Genomic DNA, 21,290 nt, shown 5'->3' on the forward strand with positions numbered 1-21,290 from the left:
GGTAATCAAACGAGAAAGGAGCAAAAAATGGATAGTGTTATACGTTTTAGTGTTTCTTTGCCTAGTCAGTTACTAGACGAACTAGATAAGAAAGTTAGCGAACAAGGCTACGCTTCTAGGAGCGAATTTACGAGGGATCTGATCCGCGAAAAGATCGTAAATGACAGTTGGAAGGACGCTAGTGAGGAGTTGATCGGTGTTTTGACGCTCATTTATATGCATCATCACAACGATTTGGTGAATAAAAAGATGGATATAGAGCATAGCTCTGATGTGAAAATCATCTGCACAAACCATGTTCATGTCGATCACCACAACTGCTTAGAAACGATTTCAATAAGAGGCGAGGCGGGCAAAATTGAACGCTTTGCTGAAAGGATCGCCGGTTTAAAGGGCGTAAAATTTTCTAAACTCACAAGGGCAGCTATTCCTAGGTTTTAGTTTTTTAAGGGTTTTTATGAGTTTTAGGAATTTTTGGGATTTTTTTATAGGTGAAGCGAGCGGTGGTATCTTTCTTATCACTGCTGCTTTAGTGGCATTTATCTTTGGAAATATTTTTTTAAGTAGTTTTTATAACTCATTTTTGCAAATTGATACAAGGCTAAATTTTGGCAAATCGCCGATACAAAAGCCCCTTATCCTTTTTGTAAATGATAGTTTGATGGCCGTTTTTTTCTTTTTACTTGGGTTTAGACTTAAGCGAGAAATTTTTAAAGCAAAGCTTAGGAGTCTGGCCCAAGCTACCTTGCTAAAAATTTTTATCATCAGTGGCATTTTAGCTTCTATATTTTTTTATATTTTAAATCACAATTATATTTTTTGTTGAAAGATTAAGGCAGTGTCAATGGATATAAATACGGCATTTAAGATACTGGCTAGAAATTTGGTGTTTTGTATATCTTATAAAAGAGAGTGTGAATAATGAACTTTTTAAATAGAATTTTTCTAGCAAAAGAGCTGGATCGGTGGCAAAGTGACGGTATAGTCGATAAAGAGACCGCTATAAAAATAGCAAATTTATATGACATCGACCCTGACGCTCACAGCGATAAGATGAGTTTTGTCCTAAAACTCGTAGCATATCTCTTTTTTGCACTGGCATTTTTTACTCTCGTTGGTGCAAATTGGGAAGAGATACCTAGACTAGGACGTTTGGCGCTTGTGTTGTTTGTACTTGGGCTTGTAAATTTTGGTGGAATTTACTATCTCGCAAAGGGAAAGGAAAATCTATCAACGGCGATGTTTTTTCTTGGAAATTTCTGCTTTGGTGCGGCGATTGCTCTTATTGCTCAAATTTATAACATTAGTGATGAGCCAAGCGGCGGTATCTTGCTTTGGAGTATTGGAGCGTTTGCGGTTTCTTTTGCTAGTAAAAAAGGTGTGTTAGTAGCCCAAAGCCTTATCTTTGCAACGGTTTGGTTTTTTATGAGAGGCTATCAGGGTGATTTTGGTTTTGGCTTTATCATTTTTATAGTACTTGGCGCATATACGCTTTACAAAGACGACTCAAAATGGCTTGCTTTTGTACTTTTTATAGATATTTTTATATACATCATTTCATTTTGCGGCTACATTAGTGGTCTTAGAGCGATATTTGATTATGGATTTTTGTTTGGACTTCCTATGGTTGCGATCGTATCGCTATCTTATGCACTTTTGCTTATTAGCATTTCGCCGCTACTAGATAAATTCAGAGTAGGGCTTGGCACATTTGCAAAAGAATTTGGTAAAAATTTTGGCGTTTTTGTGTTGTTACTTTGTCTGCTTTTATTTGAAGAAAGAAATTTATTTGAGGTTGCAGATGAAGAGCTTTGGTTTGTGAAGTCGTTTTTTAAAAGCAACTTTGGCTTTGTCTTTATACTATTTAGTGTTGCTTATTTTGCACTGTTTTTTAAAGAAAAAAACAAGAGTGGTTTGCTGCTTGGGGCACTGCTCGTGTCGTTGCCCTTTGTCTTTAGCTACGGTCCTGGTTATGCAAATATATTTTTTTCGCTCGCAAATATCATAACAGCTGCGGTTCTTATCAAAAAGGGTGAGTTAAAACTTGGTCTTTGTATGATATTTTTGGTTGCAGCCGTGAGGTATTTCCAACTCATAGGTGATTATATTGGTGCTACGGCGCTATTTATGGTGTTTGCTTTCATAGTGCTAGTTGTGGCTAGAAAAAGAGGCAAAAAATGAAGATAAAAGTATTAATAGTAGCTGTGGTTTTTCAAATTTCGCTTATTGGCATTATGCTTGGCTACGCACTTATGCCACTTTATTTTGGGCAGGAGGTAAGAGTAAGGGTTAATCTTTATGATCCAAGAGATCTTTTTCGCGGAAATTATGTTGATTTAAACTATGAATTTTCAAATTTTCATTCAAGAAATTTTGACGAAAATGATGAAGATGACCGCTATATCGACCAATACGATGAGAGAGTAAGAGATGGGGCTAGAGTTTATGCTGTTTTAAAGCCAGATGTTAATGGCACTTACAGCTTTGCTAAATTTAGTATAAGCAAGCCAGACAATGGAGTGTTTTTAGCTGGTAGATATGACGGCTACTCACTAGTAAAATACGGCATAGAGCAGTTTTATATGTCGCCTGATAGTGCGGCTAATACTGAAAATGAAATGAGAGAAGAAGATGTTGATGCATATGCGGTTTTGATGGTTATGGAAAATGGCAAGGCTAGATTAAAGGATCTAATAATTCAAAAGAGTGCTGGAAAGAATAGTAAAAAATTATTTGGTGATGAAAATTTTGATAAGCTGGATGATATTAGGCAAAAAGAGTAAAGTAAATTTAGTCAAAGCATTTGTAAAAACTCCTAAAAATTTAATTTTATTTTTAAATTTAAGAGTTAAAATCTCCATAAATTAATAAAAAAGGATAAAAAAATGTGCAAAGATTGCGGTTGTTCAATGGGTAATCACACCCACGTTCACACTCACACTGATGGCACCACTCACTCGCACCCACACACTCATGATGGGCATACAGAGCACGCTCATGACGCACACGAGCATAGCCACGAGGCTCACGCGCACCCTGTGCTAAACGAGAGTAAAACCATAGACGTGATAGAGAAAATTCTCTCTGAAAACGATAAAGAGGCCGCCCACAATAGAGCTCATCTTGATGAGAAAAAGATACTTTGTGTAAATTTAATGAGTAGCCCAGGCGCTGGTAAGACCACGCTTCTTGAGGCTACGATAAAGGCTGGTAAGTTTAAAATAGGCGTTGTTGAGGGCGATCTTGAAACCAATCAAGATGCCGACCGTATAGTAAAAGCTGGCGCAAAAGCTCATCAGATAAGCACAGGTCAGACCTGTCACTTGGACGCATTTATGGTGCATGAAGGGCTTCATCACCTGCCACTAAACGAGCTTGATCTAGTCTTTATAGAAAATGTTGGAAATTTAGTCTGTCCTGCAAGCTATGACGTTGGCTCGCATTTTAACGCTGTGCTTCTTTCAGTACCAGAGGGCGATGATAAGGTGAGCAAATATCCAGTGATGTTTAGGGCTGCTGACGTGCTTCTTATCACAAAAGCTTCGCTTGCGCCGCACTTTGACTTTGATATCGAGCGAGTGAAAAACGACGCTAGAAAGCTAAATCCAAAGGTCGATATCTTTGTGATAGATAGCAAAACAGGCGAGGGCATCGATAAGTGGATAAGTTATTTGGAATTTAAAAAAGAGCTAAGATAATGTGTCTCTCGATCCCTTCAAAAGTAATAGAAATAGATGAAAATAACGTTGCCACCGTTGAGACTTTAGGCGTTACTAGAAAGGTAAGCCTAGATCTCATCTCTGAAGAGGTAAAAGTTGGCGAATATGTGCTAATCCACGTTGGATACGCCATGCAAAAGATTGACACGCAGTTTGCGCTTGAGAGCTTAGAGGTCTATCAAAAGATCGCTGAGGATATGGATGCGGGGAAAATTTGATGGATCTTATCAATGATTTTCGCGACAAAAATTTAATCCTTGCCCTTTCAAAACTCATACAAAAAGAGAGTGTAAAACCGCTAAATATAATGGAAATTTGCGGCGGACACACGCATAGCATTATGAAATTTGCACTGCCAAGCTTGGTTGGAGAGCATATAAATTTCGTCCACGGCCCAGGCTGTCCGGTCTGCGTGATGCCAAAGAGCCGCATAGACGAGGCCTGTAAGCTTGCTAGCATGGATAATGTGATCTTTTGCACGCTAGCTGACATGCTAAGAGTGCCTGGCTCAAAGACAAGCTTGCAAAAACTTCGTGGCGAGGGGCATGATATAAGAGCACTTTACACGCCACTTGATGCGCTAAATATAGCTAAGCAAAATCCAGACAAAAAGGTTATATTTTTTGCCATTGGCTTTGAGACAACGACGCCAATGAGCGCAAATTTGGTTGAAAAAGTGGTGCAAGGGGGCATTAAAAATTTATACTTTCATATAAATCACGTAACCGTCCCAGCACCAGTTAGAGCCATAATGAGCGGTGAAAACGTGAGGATAGATGCATTTTTAGGCCCAAGCCATGTAAGTGTCATCACTGGAAGTAAAATTTACAAAGAGCTAGCAGATGAGTTTAAAAGACCAATAGCCATTAGCGGATTTGAGCCGCTTGACATCATGGCAAGTGTACTAAATTTAGTCCGTCAGCAAAACGTAGGCACTTATGAGGTTTATAACGAGTACGCAAGAGCGGTCAAAGAAGAGGGCAACCTCAAGGCAAAAGAGCTCATCGCTAAGTACTTTGAGCCGTGCGACTTTGTCTGGAGAGGCCTTGGCGAGATAGCGCAAAGTGGCATGAAACTAAAAGATGAGTTTGCCTACCTTGACGCTAGAGTGCAGTTTGACTGCAATGTAGAGAGCGCTGGCGAGAGCAAAGCTTGCATTTGTGGGCAAATTTTAAGAGGGCTAGCAAAGCCAACAGAGTGCAAAGTCTTTGGCAAGGTCTGCAACCCGCAAAATCCGATAGGATCGTGCATGGTATCAAGCGAGGGCGCTTGTGCGGCATATTTTAAATACGCAAGAGTTGGTTAAGGAATTTAATGAAAAAGATAATGCTAAGCCACGGCGGCGGCGGCGAGGAGATGAACTCGCTTATAAACGAGACGATATTTAAAATTTTTGATAATGAAATTTTAAGGCAGAGCAACGACTCAGCGATATTAAATTTAAACGGCAAGATCGCATTTAGCTCTGATAGCTTTGTGGTAACTCCCATTTTTTTTAATGGCGGCGACATCGGCAAGATCGCGGCTTGCGGCACGATAAACGACCTTGCGATGGTTGGAGCAAGCGCTAAATACCTAAGCTGCTCGCTCATCATCGAAGAGGGGCTAAGTATAGAGGAGCTTGAAAAGGTGCTTGGCTCACTTGCAAAAACTTGCAAAGAGAGCGGTGTAAGCGTAGTTTGTGGCGATACAAAGGTCGTACCAAAGGGCAAATGCGATAAAATTTTCATAAACACAGCAGGCATCGGCGAGATAGTTTGCGAAGGCGTGGAGCTTAAAAATTTAAAAGCAGGGGCTAAAATTTTAATCTCTGGAGATGTTGGTAGACACGGCGGCGTGGTGCTTGCAGCAAGAGAGGAATTTGAGCTTGGGCTTGATCTAAAAAGTGACTGCAAGAGCCTAAAAGAGGTTGCTTTGAGGCTTTTTAGTGCTGGCATAAAACCGCAGTGCATGCGTGATGCGACTAGGGGTGGGCTAAGTGCAGTGCTAAATGAATGGGCTAAATTTGCTAAATTTGACATCTTAGTTTTTGAAGAAAATATCAAGGTCGCAGACGAAGTGATGGGCGTTTGTGAGCTATTTGGATTTGAGCCTTATGAGCTTGCAAATGAGGGCACTTTTGTGATGGCTGTTGATGAGAGCCAGGCCGAGGACGCGCTTAAAATTTTAAGAGAATTTGACAAAAATGCGATGATAATAGGCGAGGTAATGGAAGCAAAAAACGAGCGCGTCATCATCGAAAATGCCTATAAATCAAGAAGATTTCTCGAGCCGCCAAAGGGCGAGCTACTGCCAAGGATATGCTAATGCACGAGCTTAGTATCGTTCAAAATTTAGTTAGCCTTTGCGAGAAAAATGCCGCCAAAGAAAATGCCAAAGAGATAAGCAGGATCGAGATAAAGGTCGGCCGTTTAAGCGGAGTGGAGCCTCATTATTTGCAGAGCGCTTTTGATGTTTATAAGGCTGGTACGATCTGCGAAAACGCCGAACTTGTGATAAATTTACAAGGCATTGTTATTGAGTGTTTGGATTGTAGATTTGGCGGGGAGCTTAGCGAAAATGACTTTACCTGTCCAAAGTGCAAAAGTCAAAATTTAAAGGTGACTGACGGCGAAGATATGTATCTGATGCGCCTTGAGATGAAGTAAAATTTTACATATTTTTATATGTAAAATTTTATGTTTTTTATCAAAATATTTTAATAGTTGTAGTATCAAAAAATAGCTATCAAGGCCTTGATCTTTAGCTTTTGATATCTTTTGACTAGTAAAATTTAAGCATTACGCACTTTACGAACCTAGGTTAGTATAGATAATCAAAAATGAGTGCCCACTCTTGGCTTTAGAAGTAGTCAATAATTTTTCTATAATTTCCGTGCGTTGCAGATTTAAACTACTCAAATATCAAAAACGGAGCCTGAATCACGTTTCTTATTATCTTTAGTGGTGAGAGCAGGGCGTCTTGCAGGATCTGTGTCGAGTACTCAGGTTTATCGGTAGTGCCTCGTATGGCGATGACGGTTGAGAGCGAGCGGTCCTTGCCAAGGATTATTTGATTTACCAGTGGAATTTTATCAATGATACTACTAGCGTCTTTTAGTAGCTTTAGCTCAAGGTCGATGTTTATCTTTTTACTCTTTAGATCGATCGTACCACGCCCGCCGATATCAGCACTTGTTCCTATCATTTCAATCGCTAAAAATTCGATCATATCGCCATTTCTAGTGAGTAAAATTTTACCATTTTTAACAGTAAAGCCCTTGTCGTTAAAGTCGGGTGTTTTAAAGCTAAGAAGCGATGGAACCGAGTTTAAAAAGCTAAGTAGCCTTTGATAAAAGATATAATCTTTTAAAAAAGTATCAAAAAATCTTACCTCAGCCTTGAAATTTTTCGAGTTTTCTCCAAGCATTTTTAGGCGAAATTTACCGCCCTCAAAGCTCTTGATGCCAAAAAGGTCGTTGATAAATTCTCCGCTTATGTCGGTTGCGTCTAAATTTATACTTTTTTCATCGTTAAAATAGCCAACTCTTCCTTGCTGAGCTAGGCCATTTAGTGAGATGTTTTTGCCCTTTTTCTCGGCACTAAAGCTAGTAAATGGTAGTGTTTTGTTTAAATCTTTTAAAATAATATCGCCGTTTCTTGCCAAGAGCTCAAGCGGTGTGCTTTGCTCGCTGGTTTTGTTATCGTCAAGCACTAGCAAATTTAGATCTTTAGTTTTTACGTTTATAGCTTTTTCTTTTATATCTAGGCTTAGCTTTTTACTTGCGCTATCTACTTTCACACCAGCTTTTGAGACTAAAATTTTAAGATCATCGTTTTCATATTTTGAGCCATTTTTATCTAAAAACGGCAAATCAAAGTTTGCTCCTTTGGTAAAAATTTCAAGATCAGTAAAATCCTTACTTTTTATACTAAGCTCATCAAAACCACGCACGCCATTTTCCTTTAAAACAGGCGAGCTCTCTATGAAAAATTTACTATTTTTTGTTGCTATTTTACTTTCACTACCAAAGCTCATATCAAGCCCAAATGGCTCTATATTAAGCAAAGTTTCACCAGCCTTGCTAAAGTCCAAAAATGCGTTAAATGGCTCATTTTTAAAGGTTAAAATTTCATCATTTTTCTCTTTTAGATCAAAGCTTTCTATCACGCCTTTTATCTCGCCAGTGCTTTTTTGTAAATCTATATTCGCTTTGGCATTTGCCTTAAAAAAGTCAAGCCCAAAGCCGGTAGTATCGATGCTTAAATTCGTCGTATTTATAAGCTTTACGAGAGCATTTTTGGTATTAAACTTACTCCCAGCAATCTCTAAAATCGCGTCACTTAGCTTAAATTCTCCATTTGCGACGACACTTTTTTCATCAAAATTTTCTAAGCTTTTCTCATCAAGCTTTATCAAAATTTTTAAGCTAGCGTCCATTTTGCCGCTTAGCTGCCTTATTGGTACGATGATCTTATAGGCTTTTAATATCTCATTTATAGCTTCATCATAGATCGATTTTGTCTTTATAAGTAGCTCTAAATTTGCGCTTTTCTCATCAAAGATATTATTTATCGCAACGCTTGAGCCATCAAGTTTTTTGTCCTTGTAAATAGGCGAAATAAGATCAAATTTAAGCTTTGAGTTTTTAAGCGTAATATTTGCCTCGCCTACATTTACGGCTGGCAAGCCTTTTTCAAATTTAACGAGCAAATTTTTAGTATTTGCGGTGGCATTTAGATCATTTAGATAAAAGTCATTTTTGGCTAGATCCACCTTGCCGTTTATCTCTTTTAACTCGTAATCATCAGCAATGATGTATCCATATATCCAGTTTTTAACTTCACTATTTAGCTCTATGCGTCTATCAAGCTCATTAATGAAGTTTTTAATGCTTCCAGCCTCGACATCGTAAGCTTTGTAAGTTAAAAATGTATCTTTTAGAACAAAATTTAGCTTACCGTGCAGCTCATGAGAGGTGAAATTTCCTTCAAATTTATAGTCATTTTTATCAAAATCTGCACTCCCTTCGCCGCTAATACTTACGTTAAAATCCTTAAAGCTTAAATTTCTAACACTAAAAAGATCTATTCCGTCTTGCTGTTCGTTTTGGAATTTTATATCCACGTTTAAATAAGGGCTATCAACAAAAAATATATCATCTAAAAATAGAATTTTTAGTTTAAAATCATCTCCTATTTGCACATTTTCAAGTGAAATTTCTTGAAAAATCGTATCTATAAAATCTACGCTTTTACTAAGATTTAAAAGGCGCTCATCGCTGTTTTTTTGCTTGCTCTCTTTCTTAAAATTTGGGAGCTTGATCTGCTTTGCTCTTACAATTATTTTTTTATCTAACTTTATATATAATTGCTCCAATTTTACGCCGTAAAACTCGAAATCGTTAATTTTTATGCCGTATTTTAAAAGTAAAAGAAGCGAAAGAATCAAAATGATAAAAAATTTTATAAAAAAGCCATATTTAGACATTTTTTTTGATATCGTAGCCATCATTTTCCTAAGTATTTTTGTCTATTTGGCACGCCCTATAAACACAAGCAAGGTCGTTTTTATACCAAAGGGAAGTGTGGGCGAGATTATATCTTATTTAGCTAATCGCAACTTTAACTTAAGCGTGATAGACAAGTACGCCATACTTTTTATCGGCTCTCCGCAATCTGGCTGGATAGAGATCGGTCAAGACAAAATTTCAAGGGTTGGTTTTTTAAAAAAACTTGCAAAATCAAAAGCAGCTTTAACCGAGATAACGCTAATACCAGGCGAAACGACTATCATTTTTTTAAACCAGATCGCCGCCCAGCTAGGACTTGACCCAGTCAAATTAAATAGCGAATATAGCGCCCTTGCTCCAGTGAGTGATGGCTTTTTGATGCCAAATACATACAAAATCCCAATAGGTATCAGCGAAAGGCACCTTGCTTTTTATCTTGTTAATTCATCAAGAAAGGCTCAAAGCGAGATCAGCAATAAAATTTTTGGCGAATACAACGAGAAAAAATGGTTTAAAATTTTAACGATTGCTTCGATCATTCAAAAAGAAGCGGCAAATGATGCTGAGATGCCACTTGTCGCCTCAGTCATTTATAACCGCCTAAATAAAGGCATGAGGCTGCAAATGGACGGTACACTAAACTATGGAATTTATTCGCACGATGTGATCACGGCTGAGCGCATAAGAAGCGATATGAGCGAGTTTAATACCTATCTAAACGACGGCATTCCGCCAAGTCCAGTCTGCTCGGTCTCGATAAGTGCGATCAAAGCAGCAATAAACCCTGCAAAGAGCGATTATCTATACTTTGTGCTTGACAAAAAGGCAAAAAAACACATTTTTTCAAAAACCTTAAGCGAGCACAACCAAAATATAGGAAAATAGAGCTAGAATTTGCGACAAATGCCTAAAATACAACGAGATTTAATAAAGAAAGTGATAAATTTTAAAAAAATAAAAGGGCTAAAATGAGTGACATTATCTGGACCAAAACTGACGAAGCACCGCTTTTTGCAAGCTACTCTCTCTTTCCTATCGTAAAGAGCTTTTTATCACGCGCTGACATTGGCATAACTAGGGCCGATATTAGCCTAGCTGGGAGAATTTTATCTCTTTTTAGCAAAGAGCTTGGACTAAATAAGGCCGATGAGCTAGAGCTTTTAGGCGAACTGACCGCTCACAAAGAGGCAAATATCATAAAACTGCCAAACATTTCAGCCACGCTCGTTCAGCTAAAAGCAGCGATAGAGGAGCTTAGAAGCAAGGGCATAAATGTGCCTTTTTATCCAGATGAAATTATCACAGACTACGACGAAGATGTTGCTAAAAAATACCAAAAAGTGCTTGGTAGCGCAGTAAATCCAGTGCTTAGGCAAGGAAACTCAGATAGAAGAGTATTGCCTCCGGTTAAAGAATTTGCCAAGAAACATCCACATAGCAACGGCGACTGGGATAAGACAAATAAGACAAAAATTTGCTACATGCAAAAGGGCGATTTTTATGAGAATGAGCGCTCAATTATCGCTAGTAGAGATGAGAAATTTTATATAAATTTTGTGAGCACGGATGGCAAAAAAGAGCTTTTAAAAGAGCTTGCCGTACAAAGTGGCGAGATCGTAGATGCTACATATTTAAGCGTAGATGAGCTAGATAAATTTTATGAAAACTGTTTTGAAAAGGCGAAAAAAGAGAATTTAACCTTAAGCCTGCACCTAAAATGCACGATGATGAAGGTTAGTGACCCAGTCATCTTTGCGCATGCGATAAAAAGCTATTTTAAAGAGGTTTTTGAGCTGTTTGGTGAAAAGTTTAAAGCTCACGGCGTGGAGGCTAAAAACGGCTTAAAAGATATGTTTTCTAAAATTTTGCAGCTTAAAAATAAAGATGAAATTTTGGCTAAATTTGATGAAATTTTGAGCAAAAAGGCAAAAATTTGGGCACTAAATGAAAATGCCAGCAACTTTGACGTGCCAAATGATGTCATCATCGATGCTTCTGTGCCAGCGCTTATTAGAAACTCAGGGAAAGTAAAAGATAGAAGCGGCGAGCTAAATTTCTCGCTTTGCATGATCCCAGATAGGACCTACGCTAGAGTTTATGAGGCTTGCGTGGCGGACTTTAAGGAGCATGGCGCGCTTGATGTAAGCAAGATCGGCAGCGTGGCAAACGTGGGGCTAATGGCTAAAAAGGCCGAGGAGTATGGCAGCCACGATAAGACTTTCATCGCAAAAGAAGACGGAGAATTTGTAGTTTTTGATGAGGCTGGTGAGAGTGTCTTTAAATTTAGCGTCAAAAAGGGTGACATTTTTAGGATGACGCAGGCAAAAGATGATGCGATAAATGCGTGGTTTGAGCTTGCTTTTAAAAGAGGCGAAATTTCAAAAGATGAGCTTATATTTTGGCTAGATAGTAGCCGTGCTCATGATAGAAATTTGATAGCTAAATTTGAGAAATTTAAAGATAAATTTAGAAGCTCTGGCGTGAAATTTGAGATTTTAAACTACGAGCAAGCAACTAAAAGATCGCTTGAAGCAATAAGAGCTGGTAAAGACGTTATAAGCGTAACCGGTAACGTTTTAAGAGACTATTTAACTGATCTTTTTCCGATATTTGAGCTAGGTGGCAGCTCTAAAATGCTCTCAGTAGTGCCGCTACTTGCTGGTGGAGCGATGTTTGAGACTGGCGCTGGTGGAACGGCTCCAACGCTTGTAAAAGAGCTAAAAGAGAAAAACCATCTACTTTGGGATAGCCTCGGCGAGTTTTTAGCGCTTAGTGCTTCGCTCGAGCATTTGGCATTTGCTAAGCAAAAAAAAGAGGCAAAAGAGCTAAGTGATGCGCTAAATAGAGCGGTTGCTAGCTATTTGGACGAAAACAAAACGCCAAATGCCACTCTTGATACTAGGGAGTCGCACTTTTATCTAGCACTTTTTTGGGCAAGAGAAATGGCAAAAAGTGGCGGGATTTTAAGCAAAATTTTTGAAAATTTAGCAAACGAGCTAGAAAAAAGTGAGAGTGAAATTTTAAAAGAGATAAGACAAAATGATGGTGCAAGCGTGGAATTTGGTGGATATTATTTGCCAGATGAAGTAAAAGCAAATGAGGTCATGAGACCAAGTAAAATTTTAAATCAAATAATAGGATGAGAAAATGAAAATAAGTATAGTTGGAGCAGGAAACGTCGGTGCGAGCATAGCTTATGCGCTTTGCATGAGAGAAGTTTGCGATGAGATCGCACTTGTGGATATATTTGGTGACGTGGCACGTGCAAAAGCGATCGATCTAGCGCAGTCAAGCTGCGTTTTTAATGCTAAAACTACCGTTTGCGGTGGCGATGACTTTATGCTAATAGAGGGCAGTGATATCGTAGTGGTAACTGCTGGAAGCCCAAGAAAAGAGGGTCAAACAAGAGAGGACTTGCTCCTTAAAAATGCCGTAGTCGTAAAACAAACAGCTCAAAATATCGCAAAATTTGCACCAAATGCGGTGATAATCGTCGTGACAAATCCGCTTGATGTGATGGTCTGGACGGCCCATAAATTTAGTGGTTTTAGCAAAAATAAAGTGATCGGCATGGCTGGTGAGCTTGATGGCGCAAGATGCAGATATGAGCTAGCGCTTCTAAAAGATAAAGATGCAAAAGAGCTAAAGACAAAGATAATTGGCGCTCACAACGATGAGATGATCGTATCTGCTAGCAACATTAGCGAAAATTTAAATGAAAATGAGTTGGCAATTCTTAAAAAAGAGACAAGCACAGGTGGCGCAAAGATCGTTAAGCTTCTTGGCACTTCAGCTTACTACGCACCAGCAGCTGCTGTTGTGAAGATGTGTGAAGCGATCATGGGCAAGAGTGATGAAATTTTAAGCGCTAGCGTACTTCTTGATGATGAGCTAAGTTGCGGCAGGCTAGTAAAGCTTGGACGTGATGGCTTAAAAGAAATTTTAGAGCTAAATATAAATGAAAGTGAGCAAGAGCAGCTAAGTAAAAGCGAAGCTGATATTAGAAAAAACATTAAATTTTTAAAAGAAAATTTGGATTAGGAATATAGATGATAATAAAAGAAAACGTACCTGTTTGGGTCGATGAGAGCAGGTGTAAAGCCTGTGATGTCTGCGTGAGCTACTGCCCAGCAGGCGTACTAGCGATGAGGCTTGAGCCAAAAGCAGTGCTTGGTAAGATGATAGAGGTCGTCTATGCTGACTCATGTATAGGCTGTCGCGACTGTGAGCTTCACTGTCCTGATTTTGCCATTTATGTGGCTGAAAAAGGCTTTAAATTTGCAAAGCTAACGCCTGAGAGCAAAGAGCGAGCTGTGGCTGTAAAGGCAAATAAATTTGCAAAGCTTGGAGAGAGTGCATGAGAGAGCTAGTATCAACTGGAAATGCCCTAGTAGCAAGGGCTGCTGTCGAGTGCGGCTGTAACTTCTTTGGTGGATATCCGATCACTCCAAGTAGCGAGATCGCACACGAGCTAAGCGTGCTTTTGCCAAAACATGGCGGTACATTTATACAAATGGAAGATGAGATAGCTGGGATTTCAGTTTCTCTTGGCGCAAGTGCGAGTGGCGCTAAGGCGATGACAGCTAGCTCAGGTCCAGGAATTTCACTAAAGGCTGAGCAAATAGGCCTTGGCTTTATCGCTGAGATACCGCTCGTCATAGTAAATGTCATGCGCGGTGGCCCTTCAACTGGTCTGCCTACCCGTGTCGCACAAGGCGATATCTTGCAGGCTAAAAACCCAACTCACGGCGATGTAAATATGATAGTGCTAGCGCCTAGCAGCCTAGAGGAGTGCTATACGCAGACGGTTCGTGCATTTAATCTCGCAGCTAGGTTTATGACGCCAGTTATACTGCTACTCGATGAGACGATAGGACACATGCAAGCAAGGGTTAGTTTGCCTGAGATTAGCGAACTAGAAATTTATAAAAGAAGAGAATTTAGCGGCGAGCCAAAAGAGTATAAACCCTACGAGGCAGCACCAGACGCGCCAGCTACGCTAAATCCTTTCTTTAAAGGCTATCACTATCACATAACTGGGCTTCATCACGGCGCAACTGGCTTTCCAACAGAAGATGGCAAGATCGTTGAATACTCGATGAATAGGCTGTTTAATAAGATAAATTTACACACTGACGAGTGCGAGAAATTTGAAGAGTTTATGCTTGATGACGCTGAAATTTGCATCATCGCCTTTGGTAGCGTGGCTCTCTCAGCTAAGCAAGCTATCTTAAATTTACGTGAAAAAGGGCTAAAAGTAGGGCTATTTAAGCCACTCACACTTTTCCCAGCTCCAGCTAAAAAGCTAAAAGAGATATCAGATAAATTTAAGAAAATTTTAGTCTGCGAGCTAAATTTAGGTCAATATAGTGGCGAAATTTCAAAGATCATCTTAAGAGATGACTTTGCAAAACTGCTAAAAGCAAACGGCAGACCGATAAGCCCAAGCGAGATCGAGGCGAAGATAGGAGAAATTTATGGCTTTTAATTACGATAAATATTTACGAACAGATAAAATGCCTACTCTTTGGTGCTGGGGCTGCGGCGACGGCGTCATACTAAAGGCACTCATCCGCGCTATCGACACCATGGGTTGGGATATGAACGACGTTTGCGTGGTCTCAGGCATAGGCTGCTCTGGTCGCTTTAGCGGATATCTCGACTGCAACACCATTCACACAACTCACGGCAGAGCCGTAGCTTATGCCACTGGCGTAAAGATGGCAAATCCAGATAAGCACGTCATAGTTGTAACTGGCGATGGCGACGGACTGGCGATCGGAGGCAACCACACGATACACGGATGCCGCCGAAATATAGGGCTAAATCATATATTGATAAACAACTTCATCTACGCGCTAACCAACTCACAAACCAGCCCAACCACGCCAAAGGGCATGTGGACGGTCACAGCGCAGTATGGCAACATCGATCCTAGCTTTGATGCCTGTAAGCTTGCAACCGCTGCAGGTGCTAGCTTTGTCGCACGTGGTAGCGTCATCGAGCCAGAGAAGCTTACAAAGCTCTTTGTAGAGGGCTTTAGCCACGATGGATACAGCTTTTTTGATGTATTTTCAAACTGCCATATAAATTTAGGCCGCAAGAACAAAATGGGCGAGGCGGTGAAAAATTTAGAGTGGATAAAAGGCCGCACGACTAGCAAGGTCAAATTTGACATGCTAAGTGACGAGGAGAAAAATGGCATTTTCCCACTTGGTGTGCTTCACAAAGATGAAGAAAAGATCGAATACACCAAGGCTTACGACAAGGTAAGAAGGGCTGCAATGAGCAATGAAGCGATAAATTTTGAGGAGCTAGCATGAAGTCACAACTAAGATTTGTCGGCGTTGGCGGACAGGGCGTCATACTAGCAGGCGAGATCCTCTCAGCTGCTAAGATAAAAGCAGGTGGATACGGCGTCAAGGCCTCTACCTACACATCTCAGGTGCGCGGCGGCCCAACAAAGGTCGATATCATACTTGATGAGAAAGAAATTTTATATCCTTACGCAAACGAGGGCGAGATAGACTTTATGCTTGCTACCGCGCAGATAAGCTACAACGCCTTTAAAAGTGGCGTGAAAGAGGGCGGTGCGATCGTTGTCGAGCCAAATTTGGTAAAAGTAAGCGATGAAGACAAAAAGCGCTGGAAAATTTATGAAATTCCTATCATCTCTATCGCAAAAGACGAGGTCGGAAACGTCATCACTCAAAGCGTCGTGGCTCTTGGTGTGGCTGTGGCGATGAGTAGGTGCATGGATGAAAATTTAGTGTGTGAAGAGATGCTAGCAAGCGTGCCAGCTAAGGTCAAAGAGGCAAACGCCAAAGCATACGAGCTAGGCCTAAAATACGCAAAAGAGCTTTTAAAATAAATTTTGGCTAATTTTTAGCCAAAATTTCTACTAAAAATAAAAAATAGCTTTTATTATATTTTTATTAATTATTACTTTTCTTAAAATTTTAAGCATCACTTATTGATATAAAAGATTATATTTATAGTATTTATTTATCTTGCCAAAGCTATGAAATTTTTTAAAAATTGTTCTTATGATGCCTTATTTTAGCTTTCTTAAATAAAATATATTTTTAAATATTTAATAAATTAATAAATTATATTTAAGATTTGTTTTAGTAACGTTTCAGATGTAAAATTTTTGTAAAAGGAGTAAAAGTTGAGTTACAAAATCTCGGTTGCAACATGTGCTGCGCTCTTGATGTGCAGTGGTTTTTTAAGTCAAGTTTTTGCTGTGCAAACGACAAAGCTTGAGGGCATTGAAGTAAATTCAGTCGGTGATAACATCAGCGAGAGTGGTATCGATGAGGGAATTTTAAACAAAAGAGTCGCTGCTGGTCCTTTGGCTGATAAAAAAGTTATAGATATGCCTTATCAAGTAAATACAATTTCAAAAGAGGTTCTTGACAATCAAGGTGTTCAAGCTTTTGATGAAGCTGTTAAATATTTCCCATCAGCACAACTTCAGTACCGTGGCGGTGGCGAAATGGGTCGTCCTCAAACTCGTGGCTTTCAAGGCTCAGTCGTAGGTAACGTTCTTTGGGACGGCTTTTACGCAGTTTCTACGACAGCTATTCCTATGGTAATGTTTGAGAGCTTACAAATTCAAAACGGACTTGCTGGCTCACTATATGGTGGACAAGATCCAGCAGGTATTTTTAGCTACTCTCGTAAGCGTCCTGTTGCTGATTACAACGCTATTTGGACAGATTATATCTCTCGTGGAAATTTGGGTGTAGGATTTGATACATCAAATAAATTTGAAAAAATAGGCTACCGCGGAGTGTTTTATTATACAGATGGAGAAAGAGAGCCAAAAGATAGTAAAACTTCACGCCGCTTAGCTTCTATAGGACTTGATTTTTACCTTACAGAGGATTTAATACTTGAGACAAACTTTAGCCACTATGAGCATAAAAACTCAGGTATGCCAGGTGGATTTAGCATGCCATTAACAAACGGAGTGGCGAATTTTGATGTACCAAGCCCTGTAAAAGATACTAAAAGAGGACTTGAGCTAAAACAACAACAGCTAGTGTAAAACTAAAATACGCTCCAACAGAGAACTGTACTTTGAAGGCGGCTATCAGTGGCAAAAGGCTATCAGAGATATGTATGGCACCGATGGAAAATTCTTAAATCAAAATGGAGATTATGAAGTTACTAAAAGTGGTGGTAGTGGTGCATCTGGTAGATTTGATGTAGACAGCTGGTTTTTAAAAGGTTTGACAAATTTTGAAACAGGTCCTTTATCGCATAATTTTGCCGTAGCTACAAATGGATATCGCTGGACTATTTATAGTGCTAGAAATAGAGGTGAAGAAAGAGTACTTGGTAACTCAAATTTATATCATCCAGTAATATTTAATAATCCACATATAGCAAAAGGAAGTGGTAGATATAAAAGTAGTAGTAGTGATATGAAAAATATTTCTGTTGTTGATGATATTAAATTTAATGACTACTTCAGTACTATCTTATCAGTTTCAAGAAGCTGGTTTAAAAGCTATAAGCTAGATCATTCTAAAGAGAAAAATTACGATAAAAGTGGCTTTAACTATGGCGTAAGCCTTGTTTATAAGCCAGTTGAAAACGTAAGCCTTTATACTACTTATGCAGATAGCATCTCAAATGAAGGAACAACATATACATTTTCAAATGGAGCTAGAAAAGGCGAGACTTTAGTGGTAGAACCATTTAGAAGCAAACAATATGAGATCGGGGCAAAAGCTAGACTAGGTGAGCTTGATCTATCAGCTGCGATCTTTGAGATAAAGCGTCCTATAGCATATCTAGTCGGTAGCGGAGCAAGTGCTGATTTTAAAATTCAAGGCACACAAAGAAACCGCGGCTTTGAGCTAACTACTGGTGGAAAGCTTGTTGATACTTTAAGTATGTATGGTGGCTTTACACTTCTTGATGCTAAGATAAAAAATACTAAAGATGGCGTGTCTGAAGGCAAAACAGTTATCGGTGCACCAAAACTGCCTCCACTAATGTCAAAAATTTTTCCAAAAATAAAGAGCAACGACAATAAAAGTGGCATGCTAAGTAGCAGCGTCGAGACTATCATCGCGTCAAAAACGCAAGTTGTTTTTGGGCCAGTTGGTATAATGTTTGATGAAAATAGCAAGGCTCAGTTAGAGAGCGCTGGTATTGCGGTTGTTAAGATAGATAAATTTCAAAGTATCAAAGAGATACAAAATAGCTTTAGCAAGATTGCTGAAATTTGGGGCGAAAAGAGCATAAAAAGGCGCGTGAGTTTAATAAGTATTTTAACGATAACATAAAATTTGTAAGCCAAAAAACGGCAAATTTAACACCAAAAAAGAGAGTTTTGGTGCTTAACTGTAGCTCAGGAAACTTTAACACCATCAGCTCAAAAGATATCGGCGCTGAGTATATTAGCGTGGCTGGCGGTATAAATTTAAGCTCAGAGCTAAGTGATGGGGATTTTAAAATTTCAAAAGCGATAAATGAAGAGCAAGTCATCATCTTTAACCCAGACATCATCATCACAAATTCGCAAAAAAATGCCGATGTCATTGCCAAAAACGCATCATTTGCCAAGCTAAAAGCTGTGCAAAATGGAGAAATTTTTGTAGTGCCAAGTGGCGTTTATCTTTGGAGCGTAAGAAGTGCTGAAGGTGCGTTCTATCCGCTTTGGCTGGCTAAGACATTTTACCCAGAGCAATTTAGTGATCTAAATTTAGAGCAAAAAATAAGAGAGTTTTACGAGAGATTTTATAACTACAAGCTAAGTGATAGCGAGCTAAAAGAAATTTTGCACCCAAAGGGTGAATTTTGATAATAGGACAAAAATAAGGTTATTTATTATATTTAATATATTTATTTAAGTATAAAAGTAAATTTATCTTTCTAATATCCTAAAAAAGAGCTTTTAAAGCTTAAAAACTCAAAAATAAAAATAAAATTCAAATTGGTAGAAATTTTTATACATCTTATAAAATTTCTACCGCTAAATTTATATTAACTACCTTTAAAAGCCCATCCCATCCTTTTTGATTTTAATATCAGCTCTCATTTCTTAATCTAAAATAAATCTTTATGTTTCTTTTAAGTAAATTTAATGTAATGTTTCATTATTAATTATTTAATTAATATAGTTGTTTTAAAAAATATTAAGAAATAAACTGGCGGTGCGTTTTAAACGCTAAAAATTTACTAAGATAGGAAGTTATCAATGAGTGAAAAATTTACCAGAAGAGAATTTCTACAAAGTGCCTGTATCAGCGTAGGTGCGCTAGCTACAACAGCTGGTGCAACCAATGTTTTTGCTGGTGAGTTGCCAAAAGGCAATGAAAGTGGCTTGCCATCTGTTGATGTGCTAATAATCGGTTCTGGTGGTGCCGGACTTCGTGCAGCAACAGCCGTTCGCAAGCAATATCCAAACTCAACCGTCGTTGTTGCTACAAAGATGATGCCATCTCGCAATGCGACCTGTATGGCGGAGGGCGGAATAAACGGCGTTACTGACTTTAGTAATGGCGACAGCTTCAAGCTTCATGCTTATGACACAGTTAAAGGTGCGGCCTATCTTGCTGACCAAGATGCGGTAGTGAAATTTTGCGAGGCAGCAGGCGCGGTCATCCATGAGCTAGATCACAACGGTATGCTCTTTTCTCGTATAGATAATGGCGACGTATCTCGTAAAGATAATGGTGATGTTGCGTTTCGCTTTATGGGTGGCGCTAGCAAAAAGCGCTGTAACTATGCAGCTGATAAAACTGGCCACATTTTGATGCACGCCTGTCTTGATGACGCTATCACGGCTGGCGTTAAATTTCTAATGGATCATGAGCTACTTGAGATCGGTCTTGAGGATGGCAAGGTTGAAGGCGTCGTTCTTCGCAACATCCAAGATGGTCAAATTTATCCAGTTCTATGCAAATCTCTTGTCATCGCAACTGGCGGATACACTAGAATTTTCTATAACCGCACATCAGTTCCATTTATAGCAACTGGTGATGGTATCGCTGCTGCTCTTAAAGCAGGTCTTGGTTTTGAAGACCCTGAGATGCTTCAGTTTCACCCAACTGGCGTTCAAAATGGTGGCACGCTAATCACAGAAGCAGCTCGTGGCGAGGGTGGTTACTTGCTAAACAACAAGGGCGAGCGCTTTATGAAAAACTATCACGAAAAGATGGAGCTAGCTCCGCGTGACGTTGTCGCTCGTGCGATCGAGACAGAAATTCGCGAAGGCAGAGGCTTTGGCGAGGGCATGAGTGCTTACGTGCTTTGTGACGTTCGCCACCTTGGCAAAGATACTATCATGAAAAAGCTTCCAAAAATTCGCCATACTGCCATGCTTTTCCAAAATATCGACCTTATCGAGCAACCAGTGCCTATCCGCCCAACAGCTCACTACTCAATGGGTGGCATAGAGGTAGCTAAATTTGATGATATGAGCACAAAAATTCCTGGAATTTATGTAGGTGGCGAGGCTTCATGTGTATCTATCCACGGAGCAAACCGCCTTGGTGGAAACAGCCTAACTGACGCAGTTGTAACTGGCGATCTAGCTGGCAAAGGCGCTGGTGCTTACGCTCAAAATGCAAAATTTGCAAGCGGAAAGAAAACTTCTGAGCTAGCAAAAATGTGGCAAGATAAATTTAAAGCCATAGCAACAGGCGAGGGCGGCGTAAATGATATGTACGCACTTCGCGAGGAGCTTGGTAAAAACAACTGGGATCTAATGGGTATCTTTAGAACTGGTGCAAAACTTGATCAGCTCTCTAAAAACCTTGAAGCTATCCAAGCAAAATATGACACCATCAAAGTGCCAAATAAAAACCCAGTCATGAACACAGCATTTACCGACTATGTCGAGCTTGGCAACCTTATACTTCTTTCTCGTGCAGCATGCCTTGCAGCGCAAAATCGTCTTGAGAGCCGTGGCGCTCACACAAGAGAGGACTATCCAAAAAGAGATGATGTAAATTTCTTAAAACATAGCATAGTCACACTAAAAGACGGCAAGCTTGAACTTAGCTACAAAGACGTTGTGACAGGCATATTTTCACTTGATGGCAAGAAGCCAGAGTAAG

At 39.5% G+C, this 21,290-nt stretch carries 21 protein-coding genes; 20 read left to right on the forward strand and 1 reads right to left on the reverse strand.

Translation table 11 applies throughout. The features are described 5' to 3' along the window. Window positions 1-27 precede the first annotated feature (27 nt). From nikR to hypA, 9 genes are all read left to right on the forward strand, one after another. Window positions 28-441, forward strand: coding sequence for a nickel-responsive transcriptional regulator NikR (gene nikR / locus F3H00_RS07440; RefSeq protein ID WP_148799826.1), 414 nt, complete (start codon window positions 28-30; stop codon window positions 439-441). Window positions 442-457: 16 nt separating this feature from the next. Then, window positions 458-826 (forward strand): Na+/H+ antiporter NhaA, encoded by a 369-nt coding sequence (locus F3H00_RS07445; protein ID WP_103628816.1) that lies wholly within the window; start codon window positions 458-460, stop codon window positions 824-826. Window positions 827-921: 95 nt separating this feature from the next. After that, window positions 922-2,181, forward strand: a complete 1,260-nt coding sequence (locus F3H00_RS07450) for a DUF2157 domain-containing protein (protein ID WP_148799828.1) — start codon at window positions 922-924, stop codon at window positions 2,179-2,181. After that, window positions 2,178-2,783 (forward strand): GDYXXLXY domain-containing protein, encoded by a 606-nt coding sequence (locus F3H00_RS07455; RefSeq protein WP_148799829.1) that lies wholly within the window; start codon window positions 2,178-2,180, stop codon window positions 2,781-2,783. The genes F3H00_RS07450 and F3H00_RS07455 overlap by 4 nt, the downstream gene beginning before the upstream one ends. Before the next feature lie 102 nt (window positions 2,784-2,885). Continuing rightward, window positions 2,886-3,698: a hydrogenase nickel incorporation protein HypB gene (gene hypB / locus F3H00_RS07460; RefSeq protein ID WP_087577085.1), complete on the forward strand. Its 813-nt coding sequence runs from the start codon at window positions 2,886-2,888 to the stop codon at window positions 3,696-3,698. Next, entirely contained in the window at window positions 3,698-3,937 is a 240-nt protein-coding gene (locus F3H00_RS07465; protein WP_009293878.1) for a HypC/HybG/HupF family hydrogenase formation chaperone, read from the forward strand. The genes hypB and F3H00_RS07465 overlap by 1 nt, the downstream gene beginning before the upstream one ends. Beyond that, a complete protein-coding gene (hypD, locus tag F3H00_RS07470; RefSeq protein ID WP_148799831.1) occupies window positions 3,937-5,025 on the forward strand; it encodes a hydrogenase formation protein HypD in 1,089 nt (362 codons plus the stop codon). Before F3H00_RS07465 ends, hypD begins: the two co-directional genes overlap by 1 nt. 8 nt (window positions 5,026-5,033) lie before the next feature. Next, window positions 5,034-6,026 carry a hydrogenase expression/formation protein HypE gene (gene hypE, locus F3H00_RS07475; protein ID WP_148799833.1) on the forward strand — a complete coding sequence of 331 codons (993 nt, stop codon included), beginning with the start codon at window positions 5,034-5,036 and terminating at the stop codon, window positions 6,024-6,026. Beyond that, entirely contained in the window at window positions 6,026-6,367 is a 342-nt protein-coding gene (gene hypA, locus F3H00_RS07480) for a hydrogenase maturation nickel metallochaperone HypA (protein WP_148799835.1), read from the forward strand. The genes hypE and hypA overlap by 1 nt, the downstream gene beginning before the upstream one ends. Window positions 6,368-6,611: 244 nt before the next feature. Here hypA and F3H00_RS07485 read toward each other — a convergent pair whose 3' ends face one another. Continuing rightward, window positions 6,612-9,077 (reverse strand): YhdP family protein, encoded by a 2,466-nt coding sequence (locus F3H00_RS07485; RefSeq protein ID WP_148799837.1) that lies wholly within the window; start codon window positions 9,075-9,077, stop codon window positions 6,612-6,614. Window positions 9,078-9,150: 73 nt separating this feature from the next. Between F3H00_RS07485 and mltG the strand changes: the two genes are divergently transcribed. The 11 genes from mltG to sdhA all read left to right on the forward strand — a co-directional run bounded on the left by mltG (window position 9,151) and on the right by sdhA (window position 21,289). Next, window positions 9,151-10,095: an endolytic transglycosylase MltG gene (gene mltG, locus F3H00_RS07490; RefSeq protein WP_148799838.1), complete on the forward strand. Its 945-nt coding sequence runs from the start codon at window positions 9,151-9,153 to the stop codon at window positions 10,093-10,095. A gap of 83 nt (window positions 10,096-10,178) precedes the next feature. After that, window positions 10,179-12,353 carry an NADP-dependent isocitrate dehydrogenase gene (locus tag F3H00_RS07495; protein WP_148799840.1) on the forward strand — a complete coding sequence of 725 codons (2,175 nt, stop codon included), beginning with the start codon at window positions 10,179-10,181 and terminating at the stop codon, window positions 12,351-12,353. 4 nt (window positions 12,354-12,357) lie between these two features. After that, entirely contained in the window at window positions 12,358-13,251 is an 894-nt protein-coding gene (locus F3H00_RS07500; RefSeq protein WP_148799842.1) for a lactate/malate family dehydrogenase, read from the forward strand. Between the two features lie 8 nt (window positions 13,252-13,259). Then, window positions 13,260-13,571: a 4Fe-4S dicluster domain-containing protein gene (locus F3H00_RS07505; RefSeq protein ID WP_107695130.1), complete on the forward strand. Its 312-nt coding sequence runs from the start codon at window positions 13,260-13,262 to the stop codon at window positions 13,569-13,571. Next, window positions 13,568-14,698 (forward strand): 2-oxoglutarate synthase subunit alpha, encoded by a 1,131-nt coding sequence (locus F3H00_RS07510; RefSeq protein WP_149703794.1) that lies wholly within the window; start codon window positions 13,568-13,570, stop codon window positions 14,696-14,698. The genes F3H00_RS07505 and F3H00_RS07510 overlap by 4 nt, the downstream gene beginning before the upstream one ends. Then, a complete protein-coding gene (locus F3H00_RS07515; protein ID WP_103647156.1) occupies window positions 14,688-15,533 on the forward strand; it encodes a 2-oxoglutarate ferredoxin oxidoreductase subunit beta in 846 nt (281 codons plus the stop codon). The genes F3H00_RS07510 and F3H00_RS07515 overlap by 11 nt, the downstream gene beginning before the upstream one ends. Further along, window positions 15,530-16,081: a 2-oxoglutarate:acceptor oxidoreductase subunit OorC gene (locus F3H00_RS07520; protein WP_148799847.1), complete on the forward strand. Its 552-nt coding sequence runs from the start codon at window positions 15,530-15,532 to the stop codon at window positions 16,079-16,081. The genes F3H00_RS07515 and F3H00_RS07520 overlap by 4 nt, the downstream gene beginning before the upstream one ends. A gap of 300 nt (window positions 16,082-16,381) precedes the next feature. Continuing rightward, entirely contained in the window at window positions 16,382-17,263 is an 882-nt protein-coding gene (locus F3H00_RS10600; RefSeq protein WP_223155260.1) for a TonB-dependent receptor plug domain-containing protein, read from the forward strand. 70 nt (window positions 17,264-17,333) lie between these two features. Continuing rightward, on the forward strand, window positions 17,334-18,512 hold the full coding sequence (locus tag F3H00_RS10605) for a TonB-dependent receptor domain-containing protein (protein WP_262367367.1): 1,179 nt from the start codon (window positions 17,334-17,336) through the stop codon (window positions 18,510-18,512). Then, complete coding sequence (locus tag F3H00_RS07530; RefSeq protein WP_223155261.1) at window positions 18,452-19,030, forward strand: ABC transporter substrate-binding protein; 579 nt, start codon at window positions 18,452-18,454, stop codon at window positions 19,028-19,030. Before F3H00_RS10605 ends, F3H00_RS07530 begins: the two co-directional genes overlap by 61 nt. A 396-nt stretch (window positions 19,031-19,426) precedes the next feature. Then, window positions 19,427-21,289 (forward strand): 8-methylmenaquinol:fumarate reductase flavoprotein subunit, encoded by a 1,863-nt coding sequence (gene sdhA / locus F3H00_RS07535; protein WP_148799848.1) that lies wholly within the window; start codon window positions 19,427-19,429, stop codon window positions 21,287-21,289. The last annotated feature ends 1 nt before the right edge of the window (window position 21,290 follow it).

The sequence above is a fragment of the Campylobacter concisus genome, from assembly GCF_902460845.1.
In the GTDB taxonomy this organism is placed as follows: domain Bacteria; phylum Campylobacterota; class Campylobacteria; order Campylobacterales; family Campylobacteraceae; genus Campylobacter_A; species Campylobacter_A concisus_X.

Bases quoted from the DNA above. Each gene is read 5' to 3' on its own strand.
- nikR (WP_148799826.1), top strand. From the start codon at position 28: ATGGATAGTGTTATACGTTTTAGTGTTTCTTTGCCTAGTCAGTTACTA.
- F3H00_RS07445 (WP_103628816.1), top strand. From the start codon at position 458: ATGAGTTTTAGGAATTTTTGGGATTTTTTTATAGGTGAAGCGAGCGGT.
- F3H00_RS07450 (WP_148799828.1), top strand. From the start codon at position 922: ATGAACTTTTTAAATAGAATTTTTCTAGCAAAAGAGCTGGATCGGTGG.
- F3H00_RS07455 (WP_148799829.1), top strand. From the start codon at position 2,178: ATGAAGATAAAAGTATTAATAGTAGCTGTGGTTTTTCAAATTTCGCTT.
- hypB (WP_087577085.1), top strand. From the start codon at position 2,886: ATGTGCAAAGATTGCGGTTGTTCAATGGGTAATCACACCCACGTTCAC.
- F3H00_RS07465 (WP_009293878.1), top strand. From the start codon at position 3,698: ATGTGTCTCTCGATCCCTTCAAAAGTAATAGAAATAGATGAAAATAAC.
- hypD (WP_148799831.1), top strand. From the start codon at position 3,937: ATGGATCTTATCAATGATTTTCGCGACAAAAATTTAATCCTTGCCCTT.
- hypE (WP_148799833.1), top strand. From the start codon at position 5,034: ATGAAAAAGATAATGCTAAGCCACGGCGGCGGCGGCGAGGAGATGAAC.
- hypA (WP_148799835.1), top strand. From the start codon at position 6,026: ATGCACGAGCTTAGTATCGTTCAAAATTTAGTTAGCCTTTGCGAGAAA.
- mltG (WP_148799838.1), top strand. From the start codon at position 9,151: ATGATAAAAAATTTTATAAAAAAGCCATATTTAGACATTTTTTTTGAT.
- F3H00_RS07495 (WP_148799840.1), top strand. From the start codon at position 10,179: ATGAGTGACATTATCTGGACCAAAACTGACGAAGCACCGCTTTTTGCA.
- F3H00_RS07500 (WP_148799842.1), top strand. From the start codon at position 12,358: ATGAAAATAAGTATAGTTGGAGCAGGAAACGTCGGTGCGAGCATAGCT.
- F3H00_RS07505 (WP_107695130.1), top strand. From the start codon at position 13,260: ATGATAATAAAAGAAAACGTACCTGTTTGGGTCGATGAGAGCAGGTGT.
- F3H00_RS07510 (WP_149703794.1), top strand. From the start codon at position 13,568: ATGAGAGAGCTAGTATCAACTGGAAATGCCCTAGTAGCAAGGGCTGCT.
- F3H00_RS07515 (WP_103647156.1), top strand. From the start codon at position 14,688: ATGGCTTTTAATTACGATAAATATTTACGAACAGATAAAATGCCTACT.
- F3H00_RS07520 (WP_148799847.1), top strand. From the start codon at position 15,530: ATGAAGTCACAACTAAGATTTGTCGGCGTTGGCGGACAGGGCGTCATA.
- F3H00_RS10605 (WP_262367367.1), top strand. From the start codon at position 17,334: ATGTATGGCACCGATGGAAAATTCTTAAATCAAAATGGAGATTATGAA.
- sdhA (WP_148799848.1), top strand. From the start codon at position 19,427: ATGAGTGAAAAATTTACCAGAAGAGAATTTCTACAAAGTGCCTGTATC.